General features: G+C 73.4%; 20 protein-coding genes. 14 read left to right on the top strand and 6 right to left on the bottom strand.

Annotated elements, in window-relative coordinates:
* Nucleotides 1-63: 63 nt before the first annotated feature.
* Nucleotides 64-372: a helix-turn-helix domain-containing protein gene (locus ACTZWW_RS18465; RefSeq protein ID WP_444782448.1), complete on the bottom strand. Its 309-nt coding sequence runs from the start codon at nt 370-372 to the stop codon at nt 64-66.
* A 377-nt stretch (nt 373-749) separates the two neighbouring features.
* Here ACTZWW_RS18465 and ACTZWW_RS18470 point away from each other — a divergent pair, with 377 nt between their 5' ends.
* From ACTZWW_RS18470 to ACTZWW_RS18485, 4 genes are all read left to right on the top strand, one after another.
* Nucleotides 750-2,135 carry a DUF3422 family protein gene (locus ACTZWW_RS18470; RefSeq protein ID WP_444782432.1) on the top strand — a complete coding sequence of 462 codons (1,386 nt, stop codon included), beginning with the start codon at nt 750-752 and terminating at the stop codon, nt 2,133-2,135.
* Nucleotides 2,132-2,452 carry a YbaB/EbfC family nucleoid-associated protein gene (locus ACTZWW_RS18475; protein ID WP_029032468.1) on the top strand — a complete coding sequence of 107 codons (321 nt, stop codon included), beginning with the start codon at nt 2,132-2,134 and terminating at the stop codon, nt 2,450-2,452. Before ACTZWW_RS18470 ends, ACTZWW_RS18475 begins: the two co-directional genes overlap by 4 nt.
* Before the next feature lie 33 nt (nt 2,453-2,485).
* The gene (recR, locus tag ACTZWW_RS18480) at nt 2,486-3,091 is read left to right on the top strand and encodes a recombination mediator RecR (protein WP_444782433.1); all 606 of its coding nucleotides are present in this window, start codon (nt 2,486-2,488) and stop codon (nt 3,089-3,091) included.
* 64 nt (nt 3,092-3,155) lie between these two features.
* A complete protein-coding gene (locus ACTZWW_RS18485) occupies nt 3,156-4,118 on the top strand; it encodes a CAP domain-containing protein (RefSeq protein WP_444782434.1) in 963 nt (320 codons plus the stop codon).
* A gap of 30 nt (nt 4,119-4,148) precedes the next feature.
* On the opposite strand, the gene ACTZWW_RS18490 is transcribed toward ACTZWW_RS18485, so the two are convergent.
* Both ACTZWW_RS18490 and mdoH read right to left on the bottom strand, forming a co-directional pair.
* A complete protein-coding gene (locus ACTZWW_RS18490; RefSeq protein WP_444782435.1) occupies nt 4,149-4,895 on the bottom strand; it encodes an FkbM family methyltransferase in 747 nt (248 codons plus the stop codon).
* Nucleotides 4,892-6,796 (bottom strand): glucans biosynthesis glucosyltransferase MdoH, encoded by a 1,905-nt coding sequence (gene mdoH / locus ACTZWW_RS18495; RefSeq protein WP_444782436.1) that lies wholly within the window; start codon nt 6,794-6,796, stop codon nt 4,892-4,894. The genes ACTZWW_RS18490 and mdoH overlap by 4 nt, the downstream gene beginning before the upstream one ends.
* 32 nt (nt 6,797-6,828) lie before the next feature.
* On the opposite strand from mdoH, the gene ACTZWW_RS18500 reads away from it, so the two are divergent.
* Genes ACTZWW_RS18500 through ACTZWW_RS18515 form a run of 4 tightly spaced genes read left to right on the top strand, consistent with a single transcriptional unit; the run spans nt 6,829 to nt 10,200 of the window.
* Nucleotides 6,829-7,854: a zinc-dependent alcohol dehydrogenase gene (locus tag ACTZWW_RS18500; RefSeq protein WP_444782437.1), complete on the top strand. Its 1,026-nt coding sequence runs from the start codon at nt 6,829-6,831 to the stop codon at nt 7,852-7,854.
* A gap of 23 nt (nt 7,855-7,877) precedes the next feature.
* The gene (locus ACTZWW_RS18505) at nt 7,878-8,276 is read left to right on the top strand and encodes a 6-pyruvoyl trahydropterin synthase family protein (RefSeq protein ID WP_444782438.1); all 399 of its coding nucleotides are present in this window, start codon (nt 7,878-7,880) and stop codon (nt 8,274-8,276) included.
* A 2-nt stretch (nt 8,277-8,278) separates the two neighbouring features.
* Nucleotides 8,279-9,361 (top strand): glycosyltransferase family 4 protein, encoded by a 1,083-nt coding sequence (locus tag ACTZWW_RS18510; RefSeq protein WP_444782439.1) that lies wholly within the window; start codon nt 8,279-8,281, stop codon nt 9,359-9,361.
* A complete protein-coding gene (locus tag ACTZWW_RS18515) occupies nt 9,358-10,200 on the top strand; it encodes an SAM-dependent methyltransferase (RefSeq protein WP_444782440.1) in 843 nt (280 codons plus the stop codon). The genes ACTZWW_RS18510 and ACTZWW_RS18515 overlap by 4 nt, the downstream gene beginning before the upstream one ends.
* A 171-nt stretch (nt 10,201-10,371) precedes the next feature.
* Here the strand turns inward: ACTZWW_RS18515 and ACTZWW_RS18520 are convergent, their stop codons facing one another.
* Nucleotides 10,372-10,665 carry a DUF2293 domain-containing protein gene (locus tag ACTZWW_RS18520; protein WP_444782449.1) on the bottom strand — a complete coding sequence of 98 codons (294 nt, stop codon included), beginning with the start codon at nt 10,663-10,665 and terminating at the stop codon, nt 10,372-10,374.
* Nucleotides 10,666-10,902: 237 nt separating this feature from the next.
* On the opposite strand from ACTZWW_RS18520, the gene ACTZWW_RS18525 reads away from it, so the two are divergent.
* Nucleotides 10,903-11,418, top strand: a complete 516-nt coding sequence (locus ACTZWW_RS18525) for a DUF427 domain-containing protein (RefSeq protein ID WP_444782441.1) — start codon at nt 10,903-10,905, stop codon at nt 11,416-11,418.
* Nucleotides 11,419-11,431: 13 nt separating this feature from the next.
* Here ACTZWW_RS18525 and ACTZWW_RS18530 read toward each other — a convergent pair whose 3' ends face one another.
* Entirely contained in the window at nt 11,432-12,232 is an 801-nt protein-coding gene (locus ACTZWW_RS18530) for an SDR family NAD(P)-dependent oxidoreductase (RefSeq protein ID WP_444782442.1), read from the bottom strand.
* A gap of 127 nt (nt 12,233-12,359) precedes the next feature.
* Here ACTZWW_RS18530 and ACTZWW_RS18535 point away from each other — a divergent pair, with 127 nt between their 5' ends.
* A complete protein-coding gene (locus ACTZWW_RS18535) occupies nt 12,360-12,797 on the top strand; it encodes a DUF1810 domain-containing protein (RefSeq protein WP_444782443.1) in 438 nt (145 codons plus the stop codon).
* A 63-nt stretch (nt 12,798-12,860) separates the two neighbouring features.
* Here ACTZWW_RS18535 and ACTZWW_RS18540 read toward each other — a convergent pair whose 3' ends face one another.
* Nucleotides 12,861-13,922 (bottom strand): acyltransferase family protein, encoded by a 1,062-nt coding sequence (locus ACTZWW_RS18540; protein ID WP_444782444.1) that lies wholly within the window; start codon nt 13,920-13,922, stop codon nt 12,861-12,863.
* 271 nt (nt 13,923-14,193) lie between these two features.
* On the opposite strand from ACTZWW_RS18540, the gene flgB reads away from it, so the two are divergent.
* The 4 genes from flgB to flgG are packed head-to-tail and all read left to right on the top strand — an operon-like array spanning nt 14,194 to nt 16,143.
* Complete coding sequence (gene flgB / locus ACTZWW_RS18545) at nt 14,194-14,571, top strand: flagellar basal body rod protein FlgB (protein WP_444782445.1); 378 nt, start codon at nt 14,194-14,196, stop codon at nt 14,569-14,571.
* Nucleotides 14,571-14,987, top strand: coding sequence for a flagellar basal body rod protein FlgC (gene flgC / locus ACTZWW_RS18550; protein ID WP_444782450.1), 417 nt, complete (start codon nt 14,571-14,573; stop codon nt 14,985-14,987). The genes flgB and flgC overlap by 1 nt, the downstream gene beginning before the upstream one ends.
* Entirely contained in the window at nt 14,987-15,340 is a 354-nt protein-coding gene (locus tag ACTZWW_RS18555) for a flagellar hook-basal body complex protein FliE (RefSeq protein WP_444782446.1), read from the top strand. Before flgC ends, ACTZWW_RS18555 begins: the two co-directional genes overlap by 1 nt.
* A 14-nt stretch (nt 15,341-15,354) precedes the next feature.
* Nucleotides 15,355-16,143, top strand: coding sequence for a flagellar basal-body rod protein FlgG (gene flgG, locus ACTZWW_RS18560; protein WP_444782447.1), 789 nt, complete (start codon nt 15,355-15,357; stop codon nt 16,141-16,143).
* Nucleotides 16,144-16,316: the final 173 nt, after the last annotated feature.

Consider the following 16,316-nt stretch of genomic DNA (forward strand, 5'->3'; position numbering starts at 1 on the left):
ATTCGACCTGACCCCTTTCAGGTCGGATGGGGCTCTGGAGGCGGCCGACGCGGTCGTGTGCGATCAGACGGCTGCGATCTCGCCCAACGGCTCGTCGATGGCCTGCTTCACCAGATCGGGCTCGCGGATGATCACCTTGAGCAGCGATAGGAGCGCCTCGTCGGGGGCGCGGCGGCCCTGCTCGAGATCCCGCAGCCGGGCGACGTTGATGTGGTACCGCTCCGCGAACGCGCGCTGGCTCAGGCCCGTGACCTCGCGGGCGAGACGCGCGATCCGGCCGGCCTGCGCACGCCGGAACTGCTCGTCGGTCAGAGGAGGATTCTCCGGATCGCGCGCGGCGATGGCCGCGGCCTCGTCGTCCGAGAGCGACAGGAGCTAGGCCTGACGCTCCGGATCGATAGGCTTTCGCTGCCGCCTCAGCTCAGAGCGGGTTCTTCTGACGGTGTCCATAGCGTCTCCTCAGCGTATCGGGGCTGCGCTTGCGGTACGCCTCGCGTTCCTCGCGGCTGGCGGGGCGCGAAGTGTCGAGGCTCGTTGAAGCGGACGCCTGCGGACCATACGGCCCTGCCGTAGTTTCGTCGATTCGGACTCCGAGGAGAGAGCGGGTCGGATACGCTTGCCGACGGCTCCGTTCTTCCACCCGCTCGTCGCGGGACTTACCCATTGCACGCCGGCCCCGCTTCCCCCATCGTTGTGCGTCGCCGCGTTCGTCGGCGGGGTTGGCGTGCGCGAGGGGGCAACGAGGGTCCATGGCGGTCGATCTGACACCGCACGAATTGCGCGCGCGGGTGCTCGCCGAGGTGCACGCGCGGCCCTCCGCGCCGATGGAGACGCCCCGGCGCATCCTGCACTACGCCTTCATGACCGACGGCGAGGCGGCGCAGCGCGACCGCGAGGCGCTCGCGGCGTTCTGCAAGCAGCTGGGCCTCGACGGGCCGACGGCGGGAGCCAAGCACCATCGCGTCGTGTTCTCGGGCACCCTCCTGCGCTGGGAGAGCCACAGCGAGTTCACGACCTACTCGTGGGAGTTCGGCGACCCGAGCGTCACCGACGCGCCGGCGCCGCAGCCCTTCCGCCCGGCGGTCGACGGGCTGATGGGCGTCATGCGGCTCGTGCCGCAGCCCGGGCCCCTGATGGTGGCCGCCGACCTCCACCTCATCCCCGCGGCGAGCCTGCCCAAGGGGCCGCAGAGCGTGTTCGGCGACGTCCACCTCGCCGCCGCGCAGGTGGAGGGCGGCGCGGCGACCATCGCCACCGACTTCCGCACCGACGCGCACGGCTTCGTGCGCATTCTCGTCGTCGACGAGGGCATGGAGCGCGCCCAGGCCGGCGCCATCGTGCAGCGGGTGCTCGAGGTCGAGACCTACCGCACGCTGACGCTGCTCGGCCTGCCGGAGGCGCAGGCGATCGGACCCTCGGTGCGGCGCATCGAGACCGAGCTGCCGCTCGTCATGGCGGCGATGGAGCGCTCGGATGGGCTCGAGCGCAATCGCGAGCTGCTCGACCGGATCACCCGGCTCGCCGCCGAGCTCGAATCGGGTGCCGCCGCGGCGCTCTTCCGCTTCGGCGCGACCCGCGCCTATTCCGACCTCGTGCGGCTGCGCCTCGGCGCGCTGGAGGAGAAGGCGCTCACCGGCTACGACTCCTGGTCCGAGTTCCTCGACCGGCGCCTGCAGCCGGCGATCCGCACCTGCGCCTCCATGGAGGAGCGCCAGGCCAACCTCTCGCGCAAGCTCACCCGCGCCGCGCAGCTCCTGCGCACGCGCATCGACATCGAGCTGGAGAGCCAGAACCGCGATCTCCTGCGCGCCATGAACGAGCGCGCCCGCATCCAGCTGCGCCTGCAGCAGACGGTCGAGGGGCTCTCGGCGGCGGCGATCACCTACTACATTTCCGGGTTGATCTTCTACGTCCTGCGCGGCCTCTACGAGAGCGGCGTGCCGGTGGAGCCCTACGTCGGCACGGCGATCGCGGTACCCATCGTGCTCCTCGGCATCCTCCTCCTGGTGCGACGGCTGAGAAAGCGCCATATGGACGACGACGCGGCCGAGGAGGCGGCGCTGCGCGACACGGTCGCGCACCAGCGCGCGGTCTCGCGAGAGGCGCCGGGCGAGCGAGAGGAGGGCACGCCATGAAGGACCTGATGGGGCTGATGAAGCAGGCCCAGGCCATGCAGGAGAAGATGCAGGAGACGCAGGCGGAGCTCGACGAGCTGATCGTCGAGGGCCAGGCCGGCGGCGGCGCCGTCACCGTGCGGCTCTCCGGCAAGGGCGCGCTCAAGGGCGTGACCATCGACCGCTCGCTGATGGTCCCCGACGAGACCGAGATCCTCGAGGACCTGATCGTCGCCGCCTGCAACGACGGGCGCGTCAAGGCCGAGCGGGCGATGCAGGAGCGCATGTCCGAGATCACCAAGGGCCTGCCGCTGCCCCCGGGCATGAAGCTGTTCTGACACCTCCGTCCCCCCGTTCGAGAGCGTAGAGCCATGGCCCGCGGCGTCGCCGGCCCCGAGATCGAGCGCCTGATCCAGCTCCTCGCGCGTCTGCCGGGCCTCGGGCCCCGCTCGGCGCGCCGGGCCTCGCTGGCGCTCCTGCAGAAGCGCGAGGGGCTGCTCGTGCCGCTGGCGGAGGCCATGCGCGTCGCCGCCGAGCGGGTGGTCGTGTGCGGCACCTGCGGCAACGTCGACACGTCCGATCCCTGCGCGGTGTGCGCGGACCCGAGCCGCGACCCGTCCATCCTCGTCGTGGTGGAGGACGTCTCGGACCTGTGGGCGCTCGAGCGGGCGGGCGCGCTGCACGCGCGCTACCACGTGCTCGGCGGCGTGCTCTCGGCGCTCGACGGGATCGGTCCGGACCAGCTGAGCATCGCCGGCCTCCTCGCCCGCGCGCAGGACCCCGCCGTGCGCGAGGTGATCGTGGCGCTCCCCGCCACCGTCGACGGCCAGACGACGGCGCACTACCTCACCGAGGCGCTCGCCGGGCTCCCGGTGAGCGTCACCCGCCTCGCCCACGGCGTGCCGGTGGGCGGCGAGCTGGATTATCTCGACGAGGGGACCTTGTCGGCGGCGCTGAAGCGGCGGACGGCGGTTTAGCCGGCGTGCCGCCGACGCCGTGTCTACGACCGAACCGGCGCGCGGGCTCGGTCGTTGAGCCGACATGATCGGCACACCAGCTCTTCGCCGCCCCGCCGCGGCTCTCGCCCTCCTGCTCGCCACCCTCGTCGCGCTTCCCGCCGCCGCGCAGGAGGTCGCCACCGGAGATCTCCCCGCCCTGCGGGCGGAGGCGCTCGCGGAGGTGAACGCCTCGCGGGAGGAGGCGGGCCTCGCGCCGCTGGAGCCGGGGGACACGCTCGACGCCATCGCCCAGAACCATGCCGAGGACATGCTCGCGCGCGACTACTTCGCCCACGCCTCGCCGGAGGGTGACACCGTGGGAGACCGGTTCCGCGCGGCCGGCGGGGCCGCGAGCGAGATCGTGGCGGAGAACCTCGGCGTCTGCGAGGGCTGCCCGGTTCCGCCGGGCGAGGATCGCGTCGAGGCCATGCACCGCGGCTGGATGGAGAGCCCCGGGCACCGCGCCAACATCCTCCGCGAGGGGCTGACGCGCTTCGGCTTCGGCATCGCCGCCGATCCGGCGAGCCGGCGCACGCTCGCGGTCCAGACCTTCGCCGGCCCCGGCCGGTCGGGCGGCAACGGCGACGGCGAGGCCGCAGCGCCGCTCGATCCGCAGGCGCGCGCCGCGGCAGCTGCGGACGCGCTCCGCGTCCTGCGCGAGGAGGCCGGCGCGCCGCCGCTCGCGGCAGACGAGGCGCTCGGCGCGGCTGCCCGCGACCTCCTGCCGGAGGGCGGCGCGAGCCTGGAGCCGCCGACGCTCGATCTCGGCGCGGCCCTGCGGGGAGAATCCGGCGCGCGCTTCGCGCAGGTGCGCGCCCTCGTCGCCACCTGCTCGGGCTGCGGCGCAGAGCCGACCCGCGCCGACGTGGAGCGGTTCGTGGAGCAATGGGCGCAGAACCGGCGAGACGTCCTCACGGACGCGGATCTCGATCGCTACGGGTTCGCGCTCGGCGCCGACGGGCGCGGCGCGAAGACGGCGATCCTGCTGCTCGCGCAGAGCCGCTGACGCTCGCCGAACGTCGCGTGCAACCTTTGGTTAACTCGGCGGCTTCAGCGCGGCGTAGACGTCCCCCGAGTTCGCCGCGTGCGGCAGCCCGTCGAGCCGCGCGGCCATGGCAGCGGCCTCCATCCAGCCCGGCTCCTCCAGCGTCGCGCTCTCCCCGAGCGAGAGGGCGAAGCGGTAGTTGCCGAGCCCGGCGAGGCGCGCGAGGCAGCGATGGGCGACATCGCGGGCGATCGTCGTGAACTCGAAGGAGAGCGCCGGGACCGCCGTCGACAAGCCCGCCAGCACACGGTCCTCGAAACCCTCGACGTCGATCTTGACGAAGTCCGGGCGGCCGTGGGCCGCGATCAGCGTATCGAGCGTCAAGCACGGCACGACGATCTCCGCGTCCCAGGCCTGCCCCTCCCAGCCCTGCGCGCCGGCGGCGGCCGCGACGAAGCTCGCCGAGGCGGTCGAGACCGTCGGGTTGGCGCTGTTGACCGATAGCCGCACCTCGCCGCTCGCGTCGCCGCAGGCGGCGGCGACGAGCGTCACCCGCGGATCGCGCCCGTGGATCAGCCGCAGTGCCCGGAAGCAGGCCGGCTGAGGCTCGAGCGCGACGGCGCGGGCGCCGAGCCGGCGGAAGGACGCGGTACGATCGCCCACGTGCGCACCGACGTCGAAGGCGAGACCGCCGTCGGGCACGAACGGCCGGTAGAGCGCGTCGAGGGTGGCCGCGCGCGCCGGATCGCCGTGGTAGAGGCGCAGCGAGCGCCCGATCGCCTTGGCGCGGGGGCTCATGCGGCGACCCGCGACGGCGCGAGCCCGGCGCGCGCTCCGCCCTTCGGCGAGACCTCCGCGCGGGCGAGCGCGGCGATCTCCGGCGGCGGCGCGATCTCCTCGGGGATCGCGCACAGCCCTGCACGGGCGAGCGCCCGGCCGAAGGCGGGCTCGGCCGTGAGGACGGCGAACGGGATGGCGAGAAGGTACCCGGCGCACATCACCAGCGCCACCGGCCACGCCGCCGGCACGAGCACCAGCACGAGGCCCATCATCCCTACGCCGAAGGCCGTGGTGGTCCACAGCCCGCGCGCGGCGTCGGGCCAGGCGAGGCCGTGCGCGTCACGTGCCTGGCCGTTCCAGACGGTGGTGCGGCCGAAGGCGAGGCCGAGGATGAACAGCGTCAGCCGCAGCGAGGCGGCGGCGCCCAGGAAGGCCGAGAACACGAACTCGATCGCCGCGCTCGCGAGGAAGCGCCTGCGCCCGCCGTAGGCGGCCATGCCGCCGGGGGTGAGCGCGACGTCGAGCACGCCGAGCGCGCGCGGCGCGAGCGAGAGCGCGAGGAAGGCCGCGTAGAAGGAGAGCGCCGCGCCGACGGGGAAGCGCGCGGGATCCGTCGTCGCGGCGATCACCGGCGCGAGCGCCAGGATCAGCGTCATCGCGGGCACGGCGGCGAACATCATGATGGCGGAGACGAGCTGCAGCCGGCTCGTCGGCGGCAGGCCCCGCATGCCGATCAGCGTCGGGTGGAGGTATTGCAGGTTCCCCTGGCACCATCGAAGGTCACGCTTGGAGAAGTCGAGGAAGGTCGGCGGGTTGTCCTCCCAGGAGCCGCCCTCCCGCGGCAGCACGCGCACCTCCCATCCCGCGCGGCGCATCAACACGGCCTCGATCTGGTCGTGCGAGAGCACCGCGCCCGCGAGCGGCCCGCGCCCGGAGAGGGTCGGAAGCCGGCAATGCTCCCGGAACGGCGCGACGCGCACCAGCGCGTTGTGGCCCCAGTACGGCCCGCAGTCGCCCGTCCACCAGGCGGCGCCGAGCGTGTAGGGGCGCATGCCCTGGCGCATGCCGAACTGGAAGATCCGCGCGAAGCCGCTCGCCGCCGGCGCGCCGACGACGAGGCTCTGCAGGATGCCGATCTCGGGATGCGCCTCCATGATGCGCGTCATGCGCACGATCTCCGCGCCGGACATCAGGCTGTCGGCGTCGAGCGGCAGCATGAGATCGTAGCGCGCGCCCCAGCGCTCCAGGAAGTCGCGCACGTTGCCGGCCTTGTAGCCGACGTTGTGCGCGCGCCGGCGGTAGACGATCCGTGCGCCGGGCCCTGCGGCCGCCCGCCAGGCGGCGACCTCGCTCTCCTCGCGCGCCGCGATCGCCGGGTCGGACGTGTCGCTCAGCACGTACCAGTCGAAGGCGCCGCCCTCGCCCGTGGCGGCGAGGCTGTCGCGCACGATGGCGAGCCGGCGGATCGCCCGGGCGGCGTCCTCGTTGCGCAGCGTCATGAATACCGCGATCCGCCCGCGGATCGGCGTTTCGGCATCGCCGGCGGCGGCGAAGGGCGCGACCGCGGCGAACGGGTCGCGGGCGAGCCGGGCGATCGCGAAGCCGATGGCGGCGTTGACGAGGCCGAGCACCGTCCACGGCGCGGCGAGCGCGAAGGCGAGGAGCATCACGACGTCGAGGGCGCCGAGCCCGTCCGCGGCGAGGATGGCGACGGCCGGTATCATGAGGCCGAGGAAGCCCGCGAGCGTCAGGCCCGCGACGAGGAGCCGCCGCCGGCCGATCGCGACGCCCCCTTCCGCGTTGGTCTGGACAGGCCGCTCGACCGTATGGGAAGGAACCGCGCCGGCCGCGCCGCGGTCACCGCACTCCTCGAGAGGGCGGGATCCGGTCAGCACGGTCGGGCGCACGAGATCGTTCATCGAGCCGTCCTCGGGAAAACGCTGGAGGAGCCATGCCGCGCGACGGCGAGACGAGTGGGAGAGACGCCGTGACGGACGCACCGACCGGGGCGACGGCACGCGCTCTCTGGTACGTCGGTCGTGGGCGTGCGGTTCTGCGCGAACGGGCGATTGCGACGAAAAAGCCCGATCGGCTCCGGATTCGCACGCTGTGGAGCGGCATCAGCCGGGGCACCGAGCGGCTGGTGTACGACGGGCGGGTGCCCGCCTCCGAATACGACCGCATGCGCGCGCCGCTCCAGGAGGGCACGTTCCCCTTCCCGGTGAAGTACGGCTACAACGCCGTCGGCGTCGTTGAGGACGGCCCGGCCGGGCTCGTGGGAAGGACGGTCTTCGCGCTCGCACCGCATGAGACCGTCTTCGATGCTCCCGAGGCCTTCGTCCAGCCGGTGCCCGATCACGTTCCCGCGCGCCGGGCGGTGCTCGCCGCCAACATGGAGACGGCGCTCAACGCGCTCTGGGACGGCGGCGCCGGCCCCGGGGACCGGATCGTCGTCGTCGGCGCCGGCGTCGTCGGCTGCCTCGTCGCGGCGCTCGCCGCGCGGCTGCCCGGCGCGGAGGTGACGCTCGTCGACGTCGACCTCTCCCGTCGGGCCGTCGCCGAGGCGCTGGGCTGCCGCTTCGCCAAGCCGCTCGATTCGCCGGGCGACGCCGATCTCGTGGTGCACACCTCGGCGACGTCGGCGGGGCTCGGCTGCGCGCTCGCCTGCGCGGGCGACGAGGGGCGCGTCGTCGAGCTCTCCTGGTACGGCGAGGCGACGACGGAGGTCTCGCTCGGCGCGCGCTTCCACTCGGCGCGGCTCTCGCTCGTCTCGAGCCAGGTGGGTCGCGTCGCGCCGTCCCGGCGCGGGCGCTGGAGCCATGCGCGGCGCCTCGCCAAGGCGCTCGACCTCCTGGGCGACGAGCGCCTCGACGCGCTGATCACCGACGAGGTCGCCTTCGACGACCTGCCGCAGGCGCTGCCGCGCCTGCTCGCTCCCGGCGCGCCGGGGCTCGCCACCGCCATCCGCTATTCCTGAAACAGCACGACGAGGCTTCCCCCATGTTCGCCGTCGAGGTCCGAGACCACATCATGATCGCCCACAGCTTCAAGGGGGACCTGTTCGGGCCCGCCCAGGCGCTGCACGGGGCGACCTTCGTCATCGACGTCGCCTTCTTCCGCGAGACGCTCTCGGAGGACGGCGTCGTCGTCGACATCGGCCGCGCCCACGAGGCGCTGAAGGCGACGCTCGGGCCGCTGAACTACAAGAACCTGGACGAGGTGCCGGAGTTCGCCGGCGAGAACACGACCACCGAGTTCCTCTGCAAGCACGTCTTCGACGCCATGGCCGCCGCCGCCCGCGACGGAAAGCTCGGACCGGGCGGGGAGGCGATCGCGAAGATTCGCGTCTCCATCGAGGAGAGCCACGTGGCGCGCGCCTGGTACGAGGCGGCGCTCTGACGATGCCCTCCCGAGGCTCGGCCCCGCTCCCGGCGGCCTTCGCCATCCCCGGCGCGCTGGAGACGGCGACGGGGGGATACGCGTATGCGCGCGCCGTTCTGGCGCGGCTGCCGGATCACGGCGTCGTGGCGACCGTCCTGCGCCTGCCGGACGGCTTCCCGCATCCGACGACGCGAGACGTCGTCGAGAGCGCCCAGCTCCTCGCGAGCGTTCCCGCCGACACGGCGCTCCTCGTCGACGGGCTCGCCTACGGCGCGCTGCCCGCGGCGACGCTCGACGCCCTGGCGCGACCCCTCGTGGCGCTGGTCCACCATCCGCTCGCGCTCGAGACGGGGCTCTCCACCGAGCGAGCCGCGGCGCTCGCCGGTAGCGAGCGGCGCGCTCTGGCGCGGGCGACGCGGATCGTCGCCGCGAGCCCGACGACCGCGCGAACCCTCGTGGCCGACTACGGCGTGGCGCCCGAGCGGCTGAGCATCGCCCTGCCGGGCACCGATGCCGCGGCCCGCGCGACCGGAGCGCCAGCGGGCGCGCCGCCGGCGCTGATCGCAGTGGGCGCGATCTCCCCGCGCAAGGGCTTCGACGTGCTGATCGCCGCGCTCGCCCGCCTCGCCGATCGGCCGTGGAGCCTCGCGATCGTCGGGCCGACGGACCGCGACCCCGCCACCGCCACGGCGCTGCGCCGGCAGGCGGAGGCGGCGGGCCTCGCCGCGCGCGTCCGCTTGACCGGCGCAGTCGATGCGGCGACGCGCGATGCGCTGCTCGGGCAGAGCGACGTCTTCGTCTCCGCCTCGCTCTACGAGGGCTACGGCATGGTGCTGGCGGAGGCGATGGCCCGGGGGCTGCCGATCGTCGCCTCGACCGGCGGCGCCGCCGCCGAGACCGTGCCGGACGCCGCCGCGCTGAAGGTGCCCCCCGGCGATGTCGACGCGCTCGCCGCGGCGCTGGCGCGGCTGATCGACGAGCCCGACACCCGCGCGCGGCTCGCCGCCGCGGCCTGGGAAGCCGGCGCGGCCCTGCCGCGCTGGGACGACACCGCCGCGCGCATCGCCGACGCCTTGCGCCAGAGCCTGGAGACGGATGGATGAGCGGCTTCTCGCCCGATTGGCTCGACCTGCGCGAGCCCGCCGACCACCGCGCCCGCGACCGAGGCCTCGAGGCGCGCCTCGCCTCCTGCCTGTCGGATCGCGACGCCGTGCGCGTCGTCGATCTCGGCTGCGGGCTCGGTTCGAACCTGCGCGGGCTCTATCGCGCTCTGCCGCGACGCCAGTCCTGGCGGCTCGTCGACCACGATCCCGCCCTGCTGGCGGGCGCGCGGGCTCGGCTCGCCGGCTGGGCCGACGTCGTCGTCGCGGACGCGCCCGACGGCCTTCGGCTCGAGAAGGAGGGGCGGCTGCTCGACGTCGCCTTCGCGCCGGCGGATCTCGCCAGCGATCTCGACGCGGCGCTCGGCGAGGCGCCCGATCTCGTCACGGCGGCGGCGCTGTTCGACCTGTGCGGGGAGGCCTTCATCGTCCGCTTCGCGCGGGCGGTCGCGGCGCGGCGCGCCTTGTTCCACACGGTTCTCACCTACGACGGACGCGAGACCTGGGAGCCCTCCCATCCGCTCGACGACGCGTTCCGCGCCGCCTTCGTCTCGCACCAGGGCGAGGACAAGGGCTTCGGCGTCGCCGCCGGCCCCGCGGCGACCCGCCGTCTCGCCTCCGCCTTCGCGGGGGAGGGCTACGCGACCCATCTCGGCGCGAGCCCCTGGCGGCTCGCCGCCCCGGGCGATGCGGCCCTGATCCGCGCGCTCGCGGAGGGGCAGGCCTCGGCCGTGGCGGAGACCGGGCGGCTCACACCGGCCGAGGTCGAGGCCTGGCGCACCGCCCGCCTCGCCGCCACCGCGGCGACGATCGGCCACGCCGACCTGTTCTGCAGGCCGTGACGCTCCCGCCCCCTCGGGGCGGGGACGGCGAGCGGAGCGAGCCGGGGGCGGGGTCCCGCGGCGCGACATCGGCGGGGATTTCGGCTGTCGCCGAAGCGCCTGCCGGCGCACCCCCTCCGTCTCGTCGCCTCCGCCGTCGATCCACCTCCCCCGATGGGGCAGGAGCCTCGGTCACCCCTCCAGCGGACGGCGGCAGCCCCAGGAGGTCAGGATCTCCGTGGTCTCGTCGGCGACGAAGTGGCGGGCGCTGTCGCGGTCGTAGCCCTCCGCCAGCAGCGCGTCGTAATCCGTAAGGACGTGCCGGACGTAGGAGACCATGGAGAGCCAAGCGGCGGTCTCGGGGCTCGCCCCGGCGAGGCCGCGGCTGTCGAGCGCGTGGTCGAGGATCGCCTCGCGCTCGAACTCGGGCACGTCCGGCGCCAGCCGGTCGAGCGCGTCGCCGAGCCGGGTGCGCTTTCCGCTCACGACGCCCGCCCGCGGGAGCGCCGCCCGGACGGCGCTCGACGGGACGAAGCTGCCGGACGCGGCGAAGGCCGCAGGATCGAGATGCTGGTCTGACATGGGTACGCCTCCTCGAGCACGCCCAGGCATCGGAGCCGTTCATCTCTGGTTAAGCAACGCGCAAAGGCGCACGCGGCAGGGCTCGTCGATCCCCGGGAACTCCGATCCATTCCTAACGAATGTTGAAGCGAGAGGCGTGCCATGCGCGACGGACCCACGTTGAACCGACCCGTTCCGATCCCGCCGGCGCCGGGGCAGGAGAGCGTCTGGGACTATCCGCGCCCGGCGATCTGCGAGCCGACGCAGTCCCTGCTGGAGGTCGTCCTCGGCGGCCGCACGATCGCGCGCACCTGCCGTGGCTTCCGCGTGCTCGAGACGTCCCACCCGCCATCCTACTACTTTCCGCCGGAGGATGTCGAAACCGGCGTGCTGGTGCCCGCGGGCGGCGGCTCGATCTGCGAATGGAAAGGGCAGGCCGCCTACTTCGACGTCGTCGCGGGAGACGTGCGCGTGCCGCGCGGCGCCTGGTCCTACCCGCGCCCCACGGCCCCCTTCCGGCCGATGGCCGGCTACGTGACCTTCTACCCGGCGCCGATGGAGGCGTGCTTCGTCGACGGCGAGCGGGTCGTGCCGCAGGAGGGCGGCTTCTACGGCGGCTGGATCACGTCCAAGGTGGCCGGCCCGTTCAAGGGCGGGCCGGGCACCCGGTTCTGGTGACGCGCCGCGCAGCTCAGGTCGTCGTCATCACCGAGCCGCCGTCGACGCGCCAGTTGGCTCCCACGACGTAGCTCGCGCGCTCCGAGCACAGGAAGGCGATGACGGCGGCGACCTCCTCCGGGCGCCCGCGCCGTCCCACGACGATGCCGGGCCGCTTCTGCGCGAGGAACCCCTCGATCGCCTGATCGCGGTCTGTGCCTTCCTCTGCGGCCTTCTTGTCCATCATCTTGTCGGTCATCGGCGTCGCCACGAAGGCGGGGGAGACGACGTTGACGTTGACGCCGTCGGGCCCGAACGCCTTCGACAGGCTCTTGCCGAGCGCGTCGATGCCGGCCTTGGCGACGTCGTAGGGCATCTCCTCGGGGTAGGGCTGCACGGCGTTCTCGGACGAGATCAGCACGAGCCGGCCCCAGCCCTTGGCGCGCATGCCGGGGATGAACGTCCGTGCCACGCGCACGGCGCTCATCAGGTCGACCTCGAGCACTTCCCGCCAGCCGGCGTCGTCGATCTCGAGGAAGTCGCCGGTCGGCCCGGTGGTGCCGGCGGCATGGACGACGATGTCGGGCGCGCCGAGCCGCTCCTCGACCCGTGCCTTCAGCCGCGCGACCTCGTCGGGCTTCGTCAGGTCGGCGGTGAAGGGCTCGCAGCGCCCGTGCTCCGAGAGCGCGCGCGCTGCGTCCGTCAGCTCGTCCTCCGTCTTGTCGCACAAGGCGACCGACGCGCCTTCCTCGAGCAGGTAGCGCGCAGTCTCCCGGCCCATGCCGGAATCGCCGCCGGTGACGAGTGCGATCTTGCCGTCGAGGTCGAGCTTCATCGTGGGTCTCCCATCCGTCGCTTACGTGTAGGCTGTGGGCGAGCGAACGCGGCGGTGGGCCATCGCGTTGCGGCGACGCTCGGTCGCGGGGAGACGCGGTCGCGGGAGAGCGAAAGGGAGCAGGGGAATGGCGGACGATAACGACCTCGCGCGCTTCGTGGCGGCGCAGGACCCGGTCTGGGAGGACGTGCGCGCGGAACTCGCGGCGGGCGCCAAGCGGTCGCACTGGATGTGGTTCGTCTTCCCCCAGCTCGCCGCGCTCGGCCGCAGCGCCACCGCGCGGCACTACGGGATTTCCGGGCTCGGCGAGGCGCGGGCCTACCTCGCCCATCCCCGGCTCGGGCCGCGCCTGCGCGAGGCGGTCGGCCTGCTCCTGCCCCACGAAGGCACCGACATCCACGCCATCCTCGGCAGCCCCGACGACCTCAAGCTGCGCTCGTGCCTGACGCTGTTCCACGCGGCGGCGGAAGACGCGGCGGACGCCGCCCTCTTCCAGCGTGGGCTCGACGCCTTCTACGGCGGCCGCGCCGACGCGGCGACGCTCGACCTGCTCGGGCGCGGCTGACGCGAACCAGCGCCCGTCCTCGGGCGATCCGTTCCGCCCGCGACGCGCAGCCGCGGCCCGGCGCTACTCGGCCGGCGCCACCGCCGCCCGCCGCGGCCCGAGCCGCGCCCAGGCGGGGCGCTCGAACAGAAAGGCGGCCGGACCGTGCCGGACGATGCGCTCGAGCACCAGCGGCGCGATCACGGCGACGAGCGTGACGACGAGGGAGACCACGCCCACGTCGTCGATCACGCCGGTGCGCATCAGCACCTCGCGGGTGACGGCCATCGGGAAGAAGAAGGCGAGGTAGACCGCGATCGAGTGCGCCCCGGCATGGGCCAAGGGCCGCCCGACGGCGGTACCCGCGATCAGCGCCGAGACGACGACGATCGCCGCCGCGCCCGCCACGCCGAGCGCGAGGCTCACCACGGGAAGCGCGGCCGGCGTCGTCGTGGTGCCGAGCACCGTCACCTCGGTCAGGGCCAGCGCGCCGTTGATCACCGCCCACGCCGCGAGGAACGCGAGCGCGGCGCCCCGGCGGGCGACGGCCGCCTCGGCGAGCCGGAAGATCATCGGCGCGAGGTGCCAGCCGGCGAGGAAGTAGACGAGCCGCGCGCAGAACTCGTCGAGCAGGAACCAGCCGGTGTGGATGGGCGCGATCTCGAGCGCCGCCGCCACGGCGAGCACCAGGACGGGGCTCGTCCGGCGCACCAGCTTCGCGACGACCGAGAAGATCGCCAGCATGTAGACGAACCACAGCGTCGAGTACGGCTCGACCAGGGAGACCGCGAGGTGCTCCAGGAAGCCCGCGAGGGTGCCGTCGGAGACCGAGCCGATCTTCACGAGCGACTGGATCACGAGCCAGAGCAGGTAGAAGTAGGCGAAGTGGAGGATGCGCTTGTCGCCGTAGGTGCGCCAGTCGCGGTCGACGACGCGGGCCAGGAACAGGCCCGAGATCAGGAAGAAGTCCGGCATGCGGAAGGGCGCCGCGAAGGCGACGACCGCATGCATGAAGCCCTCGCCGCCCATCGCCTCGCCGACGCCGAGGGTCGCGTGCATCATCACCACGAAGACGATGCAGATCCCCTTGGCGGCGTCGACCCAGCCGACCCGGCCGGCATCCGCCGGCGTTCCGATCCGGTGCATCGCGACCTCCTCCCTACGTGCCCGTGCGCCGCGGATTCGTCCCGCCGCGGGACGCCTGCGCGGCATTCGCGACGAATTGCGCAGGTTCCGGGCCAGGCGCGCCGATGCGAGCCGTCGTCGCACGCGCAGGGTAAAGGTCTCGCCCCGCGCGCCGCCCCGTCCGCGGACATGGTTGACGCGCCGTGACCGGATCGCCGCGCCGGAACGCAAGCCCGACGCAAGGCACGCCGCGCACTCTCGCCCTCGTCCGAAACGACGAGGAGCTTCGTCCGTGCTCGACGGCATCCACCTCTTCAGCCTCGCCTCGCGCAAGTCCGAGTGGCTCTCGGTGCGCCAGGCGACGATCGCCGAGAACGTGGCGAACGCGAGCACGCCGGGCTTCCGCGCCCGCGACGTCGAGCCGTTCCGGGACGTGCTCGACCGCACGAGCCTCCAGCTCGCCGCGACGCGGCCGGATCACCTGCTGCCGGCGCAGGACGCGCGGGTCTCCGAGACGCGCACCCGCGACGGCTGGGCGATCACCCATTCCGGCAACTCCGTGAGCATCGAGGAGGAGCTGATCAAGGCCTCCTCCGCGAGCCGCGAGCACTCGCTCGCGACCTCGGTCGTGAAGTCCTTCCACCGCATGCTGATGCAGAGCGCCCGATGATCGATCCCCTGACCTCCGCCTCGCGCATCGCGGGTTCGGGCCTCGAGGCCCAGTCGACCCGCATGCGCATCATCGCCGAGAACCTCGCCAACGCGAACGCCACCGGCGACACCGCGGGCGCCGACCCCTACCGGCGCAAGACGGTGACCTTCGAGAGCCTGATCGACCGGGCCTCGGGGGCGAGCCTCGTCTCGGTGGACGGCGTCGGCGCCGACCGCGCGCCGTTCCGCACGGAGTACGACCCCTCGCACCCCGCCGCCGACGAGAACGGCATGGTCAAGCTGCCCAACGTGAACATGCTCGTCGAGATGGCCGACATGCGCGAGGCCAACCGCGCCTACGAGGCCAACCTCGCGGTGATCCGCCAGACCCGCTCCATGGTCGCCCAGACCATCGACCTGCTCAGGAGCCAGTGATGATCGACGCCGTCGGTTCCCTCTCCAGCCTGTCCAGCCTCTCGGGTGTCTCCGGCCTCGGCGCCGCGCGGGCGACCGAGCGCCTCGCCATCACGGCGCCGCCGACCCGAGCCGGCTCCGCCGCCGCGGGCGGCGCGCCGGACTTCGGCGCCGTCCTCGCCGACGTCGCCGCGCAGGGCGTCGACGTCCTGCGCGAGGCCGAGGCCGCCTCCATCGCCGGCATGAACGGCAAGGCCTCGGTCCAGCAGGTGGTCGAGGCCGTGATGAACGCCGAGCGCACGCTCCAGACCGCGATCGCGGTGCGGGACAAGGTGGTGCAGGCGTACCAGGAAATCAGCCGGATGCAGATCTGAGGAGGATCGCCATCATGAAAGCGCTCGCCATCGCCGCCACCGGCATGAACGCCCAGCAGCTCAACGTCGAGGTCATCGCCAACAACATCGCCAACATCAACACCACCGCGTTCAAGCGGGCGCGGGCCGAGTTCACCGATCTGCTCTACCAGACCGAGCGGCTCCAGGGCGTGCCGATGCGCGGCGGCGAGGCGGCGATCCCGGAGGGGGCGAACCTCGGGCTCGGCGTGCGCACGGCCGCGATCCGGAACCTGCACATGCAGGGTGCGCTCTCGCAGACCGGCAACAAGCTCGACCTCGCGCTCGACGGCCGCGGCTGGTTCCAGGTGCAGGGGCCGGAGGGCGAGATCCTCTACACCCGCGCGGGCTCGTTCAACACCAACGCCGAGGGCCAGCTCGTGACGATGGAGGGCTACCTCGTCGACCCGGCGATCGAGGTGCCGGAGAACACGGTGGAGATCGTCGTCAACCAGTCTGGCCAGGTCTTCGCGCGCGTGCCGGACCAGCAGCAGCTCGAGAACCTCGGGCAGCTGACGCTCGCCAACTTCGCCAACGAGACCGGCCTCGAGCCGATGGGCGGCAACCTCTATCGCGAGACCGAGGCGTCGGGCCAGCCGGTCGTCGGCGTGCCCGCCGACCCCGGCTACGCCAAGATCCACCAGGGCTACCTCGAGGCCTCGAACGTCGATCCGGTGAAGGAGATCACGAACCTGATCTCCGCCCAGCGCGCCTACGAGATGAACTCGAAGGTGATCCAGGCCGCCGACCAGATGGCCTCCACCATCACCAACGGCATCCGCTGAGCGGGCGCGACGACCGGAGCACCGCCATGATCCCGTTCCTCGAGAACCGTTCGCCCGAGGCCGCCGCCCGCCGGCGCCCGCCTCCTCGCCTCGCGGCGGGACCGGCCCTCGCCGCCGCGGTCGCCCTCGCGGCCCTCGCCGCGCCGTCGGCCGCCCGCGCGGCGGGCGTGACG

Source organism: Salinarimonas sp. NSM (assembly GCF_052380005.1).
Lineage (GTDB): Bacteria > Pseudomonadota > Alphaproteobacteria > Rhizobiales > Beijerinckiaceae > Salinarimonas.